The sequence below is a fragment of the Paenibacillus sp. oral taxon 786 str. D14 genome (assembly GCF_000159955.1).
GTDB lineage: Bacteria > Bacillota > Bacilli > Paenibacillales > Paenibacillaceae > Fontibacillus > Fontibacillus phoenicis.
This window is the reverse complement of sequence record NZ_GG696005.1, coordinates 1-11,955: the sequence shown is the minus strand read 5'-3', so window position 1 is coordinate 11,955 and position 11,955 is coordinate 1. Positions and strand designations below refer to the sequence as shown.

The following is an 11,955-nucleotide window of genomic DNA, read 5'->3' as shown; positions in this document are numbered from 1 at the left end:
GCCAGCTTGGCGTACTCCTGCCAATTCGTTATAATATAGTTCTACGCCTAATCTAAGTTTCCTTCTTTGTTTTTTGGAGCACTTGGAAAAGTGGGGAGCCTCTCCCCTTAAAGAGTATAGAAACGAGGTGGCCCAATGTTCTTTAAATCAAGCAAAATTAATGAATTTCGTTTATGGGGCTTGTTGCTGACCATGCTTGGGATGGGCCTAATGGTGCTGGGTACCGCCGGGATCGTATTCTGGGGACCCGCAGGCAGAGCGATCGCTGCCATCGGACTAGCCATCGGCTTGGTCTCGATGCTCGCGAGCTTGGCCATTTATTTTTGGGCGGGCATGTTGTCCACGTCAGCAGTGCAGCTGGAATGCCCGGAATGTCACAAGCTAACCAAAATGCTAGGCAAAACAGATCGCTGCATGTTTTGCAAGACCATCCTCACCCTCGACCCGTCGCAAGCGACGATCACGGCCGAGGAATTGGAGCAACAGCAAACAACCGGAGCTTCAACCACCAGTTAAATGTCATTCTATCCTCATTGGATAAAAAGAAGCCAAGCGGACCGCTGCATCTAAAGCAGCGGTCCGCTTGGTTTTTTGCAGTCTATTTTACAATTTCCCGAAGGGTCTCCCAAGCTTCGTCGGAAGCAAACGCCCGTGTCCAGGTGGCGATGCCGGCCAGTTTCATCGATTTGGCCACTTCCACACGGCGTTTTAACGATTCAGCATCCTCCAGCCATATGCGGTGCAATCCTTCTTTGTCCTTATACTCCACGTAATTCTGTTCCGTTTCTTCAGAGAAGCGCGGTTTTAATTTCTTCTCGGCGATGATTTGCTGAGCCTTGTCCATTCCAATTGCTTTGGACTTGATCTCCGTTTTGCCGTCCTTCACCGTCTCCGTCCACACCCGGGTATACAACGGGATACCCAAGATCAGCTTACTCGGCGGCACATCATCCTCTTCCAAAATCCGCGTCACCGACGAGCGTACCCAAGGCAATGAGGCGACGGAACCGGCCACCGGACTGGCCGCCCAATGCTCATCGTAAGCCATCAATACGAGGTAATCGACCGCTTGGGCCAAGGCCCGGCGATCCAAAAAGGCCGACCACATCTCACTGTTTGATTTGGGGGTCACGTCGATCGAAACGATCAAGCCCTGCTCCTCGGCCAATGGGCGCAGCTCGCGCATGAATTGGGTGAGATTCTCCCCGTCTTTGGTGTAGACATTTTCGTAATCGATGTTAATGCCGTCTAAATCGTACAACTTCGCGTAATGAAGCATTTGCAGGATGGTCGTCAGCCGGTTCTCGAAGCTGGCCAACGCCTCGGAAGTGAGATCCGGATCAAAGCTGTTATTGAACAAGCCCCAGACCTGCATCCCCTGACCATGAGCCCATTTGACGTAGGCTGGGTCTGCTTTACTCTTCACGTTGCCCTTCCCGTCCACCATGGAAAACCAAGTGGGACTCACAACGTTGATGCCCGGCAGCTTACCGATGGAAGACGGCTTGGGTGCCACCTGATATACAGCTTCCCAGGTCATATTCACCGTTTTGGACTGCCATTTCTGTTTGGCGGCGGATAGCTCCAGCTTGAGTTCCGGGATGGCATGTTCCTCTCCTAACACGACGTCCTTTCTCTGAACATAACCGGTATACCCGTTATTAAGCTGTACATAATACCATTGATCATCGGGAGTCTCCAGGATCCGCAGCGCAGTCTCCTCCAGCATATCGGCCAGAATCGGCTGATGAATGCTAGGGCCCGTTCGCAGGGGAACGGTGCTGTCCTTTTTACTGGAACCGGAGTCTACCGCAGCCGGCAGAATCTTCTCTCCCGCCCGATAGAGCAGAACAACGCCGGAGGCCGCATCCTCTTGCACCTCTGCCCCGTACAAGTCGTGAAGCAGATGTGCCGGAAGATAGAGGACGCCATCCTTCTCCTCCGGAGCAAAACGCAGCTCCTTCGGCTTATTATTGATTTTGGCGATCTTCTCGTCAGCCTTGAGCAAAACCAACTTCTGCGGCGTCGTTAAGATCACTGACTTCGTGTCTTCCTCATAACGAATCGTCGGGTCGATAATCTGCTGAATCACCGGAAGCGGGAGCTTCAAGCTATCGCCCGATCCGATCCCGGTGCCACTTAGCAATTGTCCATCCGCAAAAATAGGCTTATCCACCCGGCCAAGCCATTCGGGATCAACGTGCTCGCGGTTTGGCAGCCATTCCGATTGAGCCCAATAAAGTCCTGCTATAATAAGAATCAGGCCGAAAAACCATTTGGTTCTTCTCCTGCCGCGCTTTTTCCTTTGAACCATGTCTCTTCTGCTCTTCAATGAAAACCCTCCGTATCGATATCTCCGCCTATTAAATAATAAACTTATGAGGTGCGCCGAAAGTTACCTAAAAAAACAAAAACGTGAAGAATCCGCGAAGGTATTCCACACGTTTGATCTACTTCTCACAGGATAATACTGCCTTAGTGCTTCATACGGCACTCCTTACATACCCCATGCAGTTCCAGCCGATGGCCGTGAATCTCAAAACCGGTGGCTTCTTCCGCTTGGCGCTCGACTTCTTCCAAAGTGGGGTACATGAAATCCTCAATTTTTCCGCATTTCTCGCATATCACATGATAATGATTGGACACGTCCGCATCAAAACGGCTCGAATTGTCCCCATATGTTAACTCCCGGACCATGCCGGCTTCAATCAACATTTTCAGATTATTGTATACCGTAGCTACGCTCATGTTCGGGAAGCGGGGCTCCAAGGACCGGTAAATCTCGTCCGCGGTCGGATGGCTCATCGATTCCATCAGATACGTAAGTATGGCGTGACGCTGCGGCGTAATGCGGACTCCATTGTTCTTCAGTTGGTCCAGGGCATGCTGTACGCGCGTTGTCATCTCGTCCACCGCCTTCTAAATGCTCATTCCTTATAGTTCATTATGCAAAAAAGCCCGTAAGATTATTGTACGGTTAGGTCAAAACTTTTGTCAACGCAGGATCAACGCCTGCAACTAGGCGTATCGCTGGGATTCAGCTTTTATTCACATATAGATCACTGTTGCCATCGATCTTGAGCTTGAACTCGCCGGTTCCAAGCGTACCATGAATTTCCTTGTGATCCACCACAAAGGGCAGCTCGGTAAAAATATCTCCGTATCCGCTCGAACCCGTAAGCTCGTAGTTCCCTTCCTCCGGAAGCTCGACCCGCAGCTCGCCAACCGCGCTGTATACGTCCCAATCGCCGCCAACCAGCCGGGAGGTAATCTCGATTTTGCCGTTAAGCGATTCGGCCTTCAGGTCTAGCGGAACGCCGTCTACCCGGATATTGCCGTTCTTCGTATGCACTTGAATTCCATCCTGTGCCTCGGTTAACGTAATATCGCCTACCAGAGTGGACAAGGAAGCCTTGCCCGTAATCCCCCGGCCTTTGATATTCCCGCCTTGCGTATCAATCTGGGCATCGCCAAAGATCCGATACAGCTCGACGTCCCCGTTTAACGTTTTGGCCGAAACATCTCCTATCACATCCCATAACCGTAAGTTCCCATTCCCCGTTTGCAGCTTCACCTGCTTCATGGCCTGAACACCGGTTAATGTGATTTTCCCGTTCGAGGTGGAAATGTCCAAATCTAAAAACCGGTTTTGCGGGACAATCAGGGTCACGTTCACCTTCGGGTGACGGCGGCCAGTCTCCCCGTATGCCTTATCCTTAACGGATAAATTCAGCGTCTTCCCTATATCGGCCTCGATGGACGTGACTGCCGCAATTCTACGGGCTGGTTCATTCTCCAGTTGATCGATCCAAACCGTATAGCGGACAATAATATGGTCGATCTCCGCCTTACGCACCTCGATATCCCCATTCATTCCATCAAAAACGATCCGTTCGGTATCCAGGTCGATGGGGAGATCCAATTGGGGTTTCTCCACGCGGTAGCCTTCCTGTGCGCTATACTCTGCCCCCGCGGCCGTCAAATCCAGACTGACCCGGTTCCATAAATGCAGGTATTGGTCCTGCTGCGTTATCGCGAACACCGAGAAGGCCATAAACATGGACAGGAGCAACCCCTTCACGTCGACACGCGGCCGGAATCTGGCTTGCATGGCTCTCATTCGTTTCCAGACCAATATTATAATATGCTCAATTCCCCACAAAACGAACACCAACGGCCACCATCGGATCAACAGCCGCAACGCGTCCCCATCCTTCATCGCATCATGCAGCAAAAATCCCGCTGTCGTCAGCAGAACCACAGCTGTAGTAAAACGTCCCGAGCGCAGGAAGAGACGTTTCGATTCGCGCAGGATCAGCAGCAACGCAGCCATCGCCAGCGCCGCAGAGACCAGATAAGCTCCGGCGTATTGCACCAGCAGCTGAAGCCAATACGGCTTCAGCTGAAGCACAATCAAAACGGCGCCGCCCCCGATCAGCAGCACTCCCGCTCCGAGGCCCTGCTTGAAGCTTCGGCCGGACGGGGTATCCGCGAAAGGGGGTTGGCTCGTTTCGAGTTCTTTTTTCAGACGGGCATTGTGGGCATCCGTGGATTGAAGGACATCATAAATGCTAAAGAAATAAGCCGCGGGAATTAACAAGCCAAGCCATATGAGCAGCGGCACATTAATCGCCATGCGGACAGAAGAGAAATAAATCAATGCCGAAGCATCGATCAAGACAAAATACATGAAGCAAAGGCCGCGTAAATAACTGCGCAAATACAAATGCCCCAACCCTGGAAACAGGGCGGACAGCAGACCGGCAATCAGCTTGCGCTTGCGTCGCCGGGGCTGGTATCCTTTCGAGCGCCCTTGCATCGGCGGCTGTCCGATCGGCAGCATATCCGGCGTCATTTCCCCCACCTCTTTCTATCTCTGTTGGGCTTCATCCAACGCGAATCTCTCTTTTCCTTAATCATAACCGATACGAACTTATTCTGTAACGTGGAAGGAACTGGTCCCTCCATAACCTGCGGTATCCGTGCTTGATTAATCAAAAAGCACGCCCTCAAACCTTAGCCATCCGGTTTGAAAGCGTGCTTGAATCTCTTTACTGATTCAGTCGGTATATCATCAATTCTACGCCAGATGCAGATTGGACGGACCGCACCGGACGAAAGCCAAACTTGCGGTACAGCGCAACGGCAGGGGCGTTCTGCGGACTGGCCGTTACGGTAAACTCCTGCTTGTCCAGATGGTTGGTCAGGACATACTGCAACAGCTTGGCTCCAATTCCTTGACGCAAATGGTTTGGGTGAACCATTAATCGGGTGATCTCCATACTTCCGGGCATTTCATCGCGGACCGCGATTGCCCCTAGCAGCTCCCCGTCCTCCGACAGCTCACCGATAAACACATCCCTGCTCGTGCGGATGGAGTCAAACGTATCCGGCAGCGGCGGCATCTCCGTCAGACCAATAGCCTGAGCCTCCAGCCGGTAAGCCGAATGCTGCAAGCTCCAGAGCTGTTCCACAATATCGGTGTCACTTAGCGTGAGTCGCTTGATCACCAGCTGCCCCTAGCCCTTCAGTACTTCCACCAGAAGCTTGTTGACCAGCCCCGGGTTTGCTTTCCCTTTACTTTGCTTCATGACTTGGCCGACAAGGAAGCCAATGGCCTTCTCCTTGCCTGCTTTGTAGTCCTCCACGGAGGCCGGGTTGTTCGCAACGACCTCTTGAACGATCGCCATGATCGCTCCTTCGTCGCTGATTTGCACAAGCCCTTGCTCCTCAACGATCTGCTGCGGCAGCTTGCCGCTTTGCAGCATTTCCTTAAATACCGTTTTGGCGATCTTGGAGCTGATGGTGCCTTTCTCCAGCAGGCCGATCATCTCGCCGAGACCTTGTCCGGTCAGCTTCACGTCGGACAATTCCAGCGAGTTGCTGTTCAGGTAGCCGAGCAGATCGCCCATGATCCAGTTCGACACCGCTTTGGCGTCCTTCGTATACTCAAGGCTGCTTTCGAATAAGTCGGCCAGCGCTTTGGAGGACGTAATGACGCCGGCATCGTACTCCGGCAAGCCGTATTCCGAAGTGTAACGAGCCTTCCGGGCATCCGGCAATTCCGGAATCGACGCGCGGATCCGGTCCTTCCACTCCTGATCAATGTGAAGAGTAACCAGGTCAGGATCCGGGAAATAGCGATAGTCGTGGGCTTCTTCCTTGCCGCGCATCGAGAACGTTTTGCCTTGGGCCTCGTCCCAGCGGCGTGTCTCCTGCACAACCTCTCCGCCTTCGTCCAGAATCTCAGCCTGGCGAAGCTGTTCATACTCCAAACCGCGAACCACGCCGCGGAACGAGTTCATGTTCTTGAGCTCGGCGCGTGTGCCAAACTCCTTCTGACCCCACGGCCGCAAGCTGATGTTGGCGTCGCAGCGCATCGAGCCTTCCTCCATTTTCACGTCGGAAACCTCGCAGTACAGCATGATCGCCCGCAGCTTCTCCAGATACGCCCGCGCTTCCTCCGGCGAGGAAATGTCCGGCTCGGACACGATTTCCACGAGCGGCGTGCCCACGCGGTTGAAGTCCACCAGCGAAGCGTACCCGCCGTCCACGTGCGTCAGCTTGCCGGCGTCCTCCTCCAGATGCAGACGGGTAATGCCAATCCGTTTCGTCTTCCCGTCCACTTCGATATCGATGTATCCGTTCTTGCCAATTGGTTGATCGTATTGGGAAATCTGATACGCTTTAGGCGAATCAGGGTAGAAATAGTTTTTCCGGTCAAACTTGCAGACATCGCCGATTTCGCAATTCAGCGCCATCGCGGCTTTCATCGCGTAGTCGACGGCCTGGCGGTTCAGCACCGGCAATACGCCGGGATGCCCCAGGCACACCGGGCAGGTATGCGTATTAGGCGGGGCGCCGAACTCCGTGGAGCAGCCGCAGAAAATTTTCGATTTCGTATGCAGCTCCACGTGCACCTCCAACCCAATCACCGTTTCATATTTGGATGTTGACATGGCCTATCCTCCTGCAAAACTTTGTTATGGAACCTACAAGGCGGGACGTTGTTGGTGATGATCCGTATTCGCTTCAAAGGCGTGAGCCACGCGCAATACCGTACTTTCGTCGAACGGCTTGCCGATAATTTGCAGTCCAACCGGCAGACCTTCGGCAAATCCACACGGCACGCTGATGGCGGGAACCCCGGCCAAGCTCACCGGAATCGTCAAAATATCGTTTAAATACATCGTGAGCGGATCGTCAACCTGCGAGCCCAGCGGGAACGCAGTAGTTGGAGCCGTTGGTCCAAGGATCACGTCATATTTGTCAAAGGTCTGATCGAAATCTTGTTTGATCAGCGTTCTGACCTTTTGAGCCTTCAAATAGTAGGCGTCATAATACCCCGAGCTCAGCGCATAAGTCCCCAGCATAATCCGGCGCTTCACTTCCGGTCCGAAGCCTTGGCTGCGCGAATCGTAGTACAAGTCCAGCAGGTTACCGGCATTGTCGGCACGGACGCCGTAACGAACGCCGTCGAAACGCGACAGGTTAGACGAGGCCTCCGAGGACGCCAGCAAATAGTAAGCGGCCACCGCGTATTCCGTATGCGGCAGCGATACTTCTTCCCATACAGCGCCAAGGCCTTCAAGCACGCGCAACGCATCCATAATCGCAGTCTTAACCTGCGGGTCAACGCCATCCAAATATTCCTTTGGCACGGCGATGCGCAGCCCGGTAATGTCACCGGTGAGGGCGCTCAAATAATCCGGTACCTCCACATCCGCCGAGGTGGAATCCTTCGGATCGTGACCGGCGATCGCCTGCAGAACGTAGGCGGCGTCTTCGACGTTTTTGGTAATCGGCCCGATCTGGTCGAGCGAAGAGGCAAACGCCACGAGGCCGTAGCGCGATACCCGGCCGTAGGTCGGCTTCAGTCCAACGACACCGCAATACGATGCGGGTTGGCGAATGGAACCGCCGGTATCGGAACCCAGCGTAAAGAAAGCCTCACCTGCAGCGACCGCTGCAGCCGAACCCCCACTGGAACCGCCCGGTACACGGCTTAAATCCCACGGGTTGCGCACGGGATGGAAGCTGGAATTCTCGTTGGAGCCGCCCATCGCGAACTCGTCCATATTCAGCTTGCCGATCGTGACCGCTTCCGCTTCCTTCAGCTTCGTGACCACGGTAGCGTCGTAAATCGGATCGTAATTTTTCAAAAATTGGCTGCCGCACGTCGTCAGCAACCCCTCGGTCACCATGTTATCCTTGATGCCCACAGGGAGTCCAAACAGCAAACCGCAGGCTTCCCCCTGTGCCAACTTGGCATCCAGACGGGCTGCCTCCGCACGGGCTCCCTCCTCGTTCAACGTCAAGTAGGCGCCGATCTTCCCGTCGTATTCGCGGATTCTGGCGAAGGCTTCGCTAACCAATTCGGCAACAGACAACTCCTTGTTGTGAAGCCGATTATGTATCTCCTGTAAACGCAAATCAAAAAGCGCCAATCTAAGCTTCCTCCTTTTATTTACTCAAGTTCGTTCTAGTCGATTGGTTCATTTAGGCGGATAACCTATTCCAGTACGGCCGGAACCTTAAACTGACCGTCTTCCTCCTCCGGTGCGTTGCGGAATACCTTCTCCGGCGGCAGGCTTTCCTTCACTTCGTCCTCCCGCATGACGTTGCTGAGATGCAGCACATGCGTGGTCGGCGCGATATCGTCTGTATTCAGTTCGTTTAACTTCTCCGCGTATTGTAAAATCGCATTTAATTGTTCCGTAAACATGTCCCGCTCTTCGTCGGTCAAGTGCAAACGGGCCAGTCTCGCCACGTGTTCAACGTCCTTCGTCTGGATACTCATGCTTAGATGCCTCCCTTTAGTCATGCGTTCCCGCACTATTCGTACATTCTACCATGCTTGTACAATTGAATAAAATTATATTGTAGATTCCGGTTCAATTCAATCCGTTAAAGCGGAAAGGAGCTATAAGGAGGCGGATCCCTCCCCGGCAAAAAGAAAAAGAGCCGGCCTGTAGCCGACTCCCTTCTTATATCCATGCCCGCAGGTTCACTTGTTTAATGAACTCTGCTTGGGACATTACTTCCTTTGTTGGTTCCTGCTGCCCGTCTGCATCGCTGTCTTCGCCGTTCATGATTTGCCGAAACAGCTTCTCATTATGCGTAGCCAGCGCGTAATCGATCAAAGCTTCCTGTGTCGCGCGTTCCGCTGCTTGCTCGATCAGCCGACTTTCGGATTCTATATCGCTCTTAGGAACGAAATAATTCCGCCCCGTCTTCGGAGACCGGATGACATAGTCAAAAGCATTGTCCGGATTGCGGTCGTAAGCAATAACGTAGCCATATTCCCCAACAGGAAGATTCTGCTCAAAAGCATCACCGACGATAACAATTTTCTCTCCCAAATGAAGCATCGTCTACCTCCCTGATTTATTTGGATGCTAATCATCAACTTGTATTGCTTTATATAATCCTACTAAAAGAGACGGAGATTGGTCAAGTTCTACCCCGGAATCCCGGATATGAATAGCTTATGCAGATTCGCTTCATGAAGTACATCTCGTTCACGCCGACATTGGTTCAAGCCCAAAAAAGCATAAAAAAGAACGCAAACCGGGATCATTTCCGCAGCTTGCGTGCTTCGCAAAAGTTACAATGTTTTAATAAGTATATCCTATCAAAGGGTTGCACTTTTGTCCACTATTTTTGTACTATTTCGTCGATTTTTTTTGCACAAACGCCATGATTAGGGTTTCATCGACTCTCTAAGAGACGTACGGATTGTTCTGCCGTTCGTAGCCGATGGTCGTTTGGGGACCATGCCCGGGATAAACTCTAACCTCATCCTTCAGCTGGAACAGCTTCCCGCGAATCGAGTTAAACAGGTCCGCTTCACGGCCTCCCGGTAAATCCGTGCGCCCTACGCCAAGACGGAACAGCACATCCCCTGAAAAAAGATCATCCCCGCACAGGAAGCTCACGCTGCCTGGGGAATGCCCCGGCGTATGAAATACGGTGAACTCATGCCCGATCAGGTGAAGCTTCTGCCCTTCAGCCAGATCGAATTCCGCCGGATCTGTGGAGATGGGCGGTCCGGCCTCCGGCCACATCAGGGAACCGTTCAGCTTTGGCGTCGTCAGCCAATCGCTTTCCAGCGGGTGCACATAGACCGGACAATTCTTAGCCTTCCGAATCTGGTCCAAACCGCCGATATGGTCAAAATGAGCATGAGTGAGCAAAATCGCCTCAATCTCCAACCCTTCGATTCTGCGCAACAGCGGCCCCGGGTTCGAGCCAGGATCGATAATGATCGCACGGTTCTCGTCTTCTCCCCGCAACAAATACGCATTCGTCTGCAAGGGGCCTAAGGAAAAACTCTCGATTTTCAGCATGATGTATCCTTCGGAATAAGCGTTGCAGCCAACCTTACGGGCTTCTTCGCTTACTCCGCCTCCTCTCTTTAAGTTCATCGCCAATTCACTATGCCCATCCGTTTGGTATATGGCTTCATACGGATTTTATCGACTTAGGCACCGCCTTTTCTTCGGTTGCTGAACGATTTGACGACCAAGTACACAATTAACAGCGCCAAAGCGCCCAGCAAAATCGGCATGATATAAGGACCTGCTTTCTCGTCGACATGCTGCCACTGTTCACCGAGCAGCATTCCCAAATATACGAACAGCACCGACCACGGAATGACCGCTAGGGTCGTCAGCAGCAGGAATTTGCCCACCGGCATTTTCGCGATGCCGGCAGGAACGGAAATGGCATGCCGGGCCACCGGGATAAACCGCGCCGTAAAGATAACCCCGGGACCGTATTTCTGAAACCAGGCTTCAGATGCGTCGATATGCTTCTTCTGAATCAAAATATACTTCCCATACTTCTCCAAAATCGGCCGGCCGCCATATCGTCCAATCCAGTAAATAAACAACTGAGCAATGACACCGCCTACTGTGCCAAAGAAGACGGCCCCGATGAAATTAATATGTCCGAGATGCACGAGATAACCGCCGTAGGCCAGCACAATTTCGCTGGGGATGATCTCGATCATGAGCCCCAGCATAATCCCCATATACCCTAATTGTTGTACCCAATCCAATAATACGCCCACTAGATTTGATATCCAATCCACAGCTTCGTCCTCTTTCCAGTTAACTTCTGTCCTGAAGCCAGCTTTAAACTGCCTTCAATCTCAGTCTATTCTATCATAGCCATGGACATGCGTTCTACTTCAGCTCGCCGCACCGGTGACTTCGGGAAATCCGCCCGCATATGCTGGAGCAAAAGGAGGCGACTTCTGCCATGGCAAACTTCCCGGCGAAACATCAAACTTCCCTCCCGAATCCCCGCAAAATCCGCCGCAGCTGCAGCAAAGAGCTGTACCGGACGATTAAGCGGCTTGGCGTTTATCTTCCGGAGGACCGAGTCAAGGAAGGCGAAGCATTATATTACAAAAAGGTGATTGGCAATCTGCTGTGGATCGGCGAAAACATCAACAACCGCAAGCTGCTGGCGGATTGGTGGGATGAAGCCGTCAGCGCCGAGCTGGCTGAGCTGTGGGAGGTTGATCGCGAAGCGTTGTCCTCTGCTTTTCGCGCGGCGTTTGGGGGATAGAGGTGGCATCGCCTGTATAAAGGTGAGCCTGCTGCTGCAGCTCCCGCCCCAGCGTTATGGCTTCTTCCGTCAACCGAAAGTCCCGGTCGTTACGCAACGCCGGGTTGGCGGCGACGCTCCCTGCCAAACGCAGGAAGCGCGCGTATAAGTCGGCCCCGGCCGACGCCACCGCTTCGGCCTGTTGCAGTTGGCCGCTCGCCCGCAAGCGCTGCGCCAGCTCCCATAGCTCGCGCAGCGCCGCCGTCTGCTTAACCCGGTCGTACCGGTTCAGCTCGATGCCCTGCCGCAGCGCCTGGGCAGCGGCGGGATGTTCGGCTTGGGCCAGCGCCCGACCCAATGCCAGCCATAGCTCGGCGCGCTCCGGCTCGTAACGGAGGC

At 53.2% G+C, this 11,955-nt stretch carries 12 protein-coding genes and 1 pseudogene; 2 read left to right on the top strand and 11 right to left on the bottom strand.

Annotated features, from left to right (window positions below):
* The first annotated feature begins 135 nt into the window (after positions 1-135).
* Positions 136-516: a DUF2614 family zinc ribbon-containing protein gene (locus tag POTG_RS22255; protein WP_009227109.1), complete on the top strand. Its 381-nt coding sequence runs from the start codon at positions 136-138 to the stop codon at positions 514-516.
* An 82-nt stretch (positions 517-598) separates the two neighbouring features.
* Here POTG_RS22255 and POTG_RS22250 read toward each other — a convergent pair whose 3' ends face one another.
* The 10 genes from POTG_RS22250 to POTG_RS22205 form a co-directional block, all read right to left on the bottom strand.
* Positions 599-2,314, bottom strand: coding sequence for a glycosyl hydrolase family 18 protein (locus tag POTG_RS22250; RefSeq protein ID WP_009227108.1), 1,716 nt, complete (start codon positions 2,312-2,314; stop codon positions 599-601).
* A gap of 161 nt (positions 2,315-2,475) precedes the next feature.
* The gene (locus tag POTG_RS22245; RefSeq protein WP_009227107.1) at positions 2,476-2,904 is read right to left on the bottom strand and encodes a Fur family transcriptional regulator; all 429 of its coding nucleotides are present in this window, start codon (positions 2,902-2,904) and stop codon (positions 2,476-2,478) included.
* 133 nt (positions 2,905-3,037) lie between these two features.
* The gene (locus POTG_RS22240; protein ID WP_009227106.1) at positions 3,038-4,855 is read right to left on the bottom strand and encodes a DUF4097 family beta strand repeat-containing protein; all 1,818 of its coding nucleotides are present in this window, start codon (positions 4,853-4,855) and stop codon (positions 3,038-3,040) included.
* 196 nt (positions 4,856-5,051) lie between these two features.
* Entirely contained in the window at positions 5,052-5,510 is a 459-nt protein-coding gene (locus POTG_RS22235) for a GNAT family N-acetyltransferase (protein WP_009227105.1), read from the bottom strand.
* A gap of 9 nt (positions 5,511-5,519) precedes the next feature.
* Complete coding sequence (gene gatB / locus POTG_RS22230) at positions 5,520-6,959, bottom strand: Asp-tRNA(Asn)/Glu-tRNA(Gln) amidotransferase subunit GatB (protein WP_009227104.1); 1,440 nt, start codon at positions 6,957-6,959, stop codon at positions 5,520-5,522.
* A gap of 33 nt (positions 6,960-6,992) precedes the next feature.
* Positions 6,993-8,447, bottom strand: a complete 1,455-nt coding sequence (gene gatA / locus POTG_RS22225; RefSeq protein ID WP_009227103.1) for an Asp-tRNA(Asn)/Glu-tRNA(Gln) amidotransferase subunit GatA — start codon at positions 8,445-8,447, stop codon at positions 6,993-6,995.
* 65 nt (positions 8,448-8,512) lie between these two features.
* The gene (gatC, locus tag POTG_RS22220) at positions 8,513-8,800 is read right to left on the bottom strand and encodes an Asp-tRNA(Asn)/Glu-tRNA(Gln) amidotransferase subunit GatC (RefSeq protein ID WP_009227102.1); all 288 of its coding nucleotides are present in this window, start codon (positions 8,798-8,800) and stop codon (positions 8,513-8,515) included.
* A gap of 187 nt (positions 8,801-8,987) precedes the next feature.
* Positions 8,988-9,371 carry a hypothetical protein gene (locus POTG_RS22215; RefSeq protein WP_009227101.1) on the bottom strand — a complete coding sequence of 128 codons (384 nt, stop codon included), beginning with the start codon at positions 9,369-9,371 and terminating at the stop codon, positions 8,988-8,990.
* A gap of 351 nt (positions 9,372-9,722) precedes the next feature.
* On the bottom strand, positions 9,723-10,352 hold the full coding sequence (locus POTG_RS22210) for an MBL fold metallo-hydrolase (protein ID WP_036646707.1): 630 nt from the start codon (positions 10,350-10,352) through the stop codon (positions 9,723-9,725).
* Positions 10,353-10,483: 131 nt separating this feature from the next.
* Positions 10,484-11,095 carry a DedA family protein gene (locus POTG_RS22205; RefSeq protein ID WP_036646703.1) on the bottom strand — a complete coding sequence of 204 codons (612 nt, stop codon included), beginning with the start codon at positions 11,093-11,095 and terminating at the stop codon, positions 10,484-10,486.
* 170 nt (positions 11,096-11,265) lie between these two features.
* Here POTG_RS22205 and POTG_RS22200 point away from each other — a divergent pair, with 170 nt between their 5' ends.
* Complete coding sequence (locus tag POTG_RS22200; protein WP_009227098.1) at positions 11,266-11,577, top strand: hypothetical protein; 312 nt, start codon at positions 11,266-11,268, stop codon at positions 11,575-11,577.
* Here the strand turns inward: POTG_RS22200 and POTG_RS25045 are convergent.
* Positions 11,498-11,955: pseudogene (locus POTG_RS25045) on the bottom strand (hypothetical protein); the annotation flags it as partial. The gene POTG_RS22200 and the pseudogene POTG_RS25045 sit on opposite strands and share 80 nt — an antisense overlap.